Annotated in this window: 1 protein-coding gene; it reads right to left on the bottom strand. The window is 63.2% G+C overall.

Annotation, left to right across the window (positions count from 1 at the left end):
- The coding region (locus tag EN780_RS39310) for a hypothetical protein (RefSeq protein WP_189557080.1) at positions 1-768 on the bottom strand (768 nt) is incomplete at both ends.

Raw genomic sequence — 768 nt, 5'->3', positions numbered from 1 at the left:
AGCCGCTCGGCCGGCGACAGGCTGCCTTCCTGCGCCGCGCCTTCTATCTGGCCATAAGCGGCAAGCATGTGCCCAAGTGTAGGATAGATGCCGTTGGCGGCTCCCGTGGACGCCGCGCTCGCAATTTCCCAAGCATCAGGCTCGCGTCCAAGGGCAGTGGCGATCGCGGCCTTTGCCGCCATCACCTCTTGCCAGAGATCGTAGAGGGCCACCTGTTGGCCGCCGATCGCCTCGGTTGCATACAGAAGCCGCAACAACTGCTGAGGGGACGGAGCTTCGACCTCATTGAAGTCGATGCCAAGACCGCGGCCGATCTCCTCCAGCGTCTCCGGCCGGCGCGGGTCGAGACCCCGCCAATTGGCATGATGCTCGCGATGCGCGTGCGCTGCCTCGACGAGCGCGTCCTCGGCTGCGTTGGGACAGGCCTCCGCAAAGCCGGTCATGAAGTCGCTGAATGCTTCCTCGGCCCGCATGATGAAGGTACGCGTTGTGCCATCACCGCCGACACCATTCTCGACGATGGTGATGACGTCCTCGGCGCGTCTGCCGAACTGGATCGGCAGTTTGGCGTGCGCGACGATGCGTCGTTCCTCGCCTCGGCCGTGAAGCACGAAGCTCTGCCGTAAACGAACAGCGATGCTGTGGACCAACTGACTGCGTAGGAACTGGCGCAAATGATCATCTGACTTTTGGACGTCGACCACATGGCGCAGCAGTTCGTTGAAGCGCGTGCCGGCCAAGGTCGCAATCAAGCGATCGATGCGTCGC

It is taken from the genome of Mesorhizobium sp. M4B.F.Ca.ET.089.01.1.1, assembly GCF_004022605.1.
Lineage (GTDB): Bacteria > Pseudomonadota > Alphaproteobacteria > Rhizobiales > Rhizobiaceae > Mesorhizobium > Mesorhizobium abyssinicae.
Note: the sequence above shows the minus strand (reverse complement) of the source record. Positions and strands in the feature narration are given on the sequence as shown.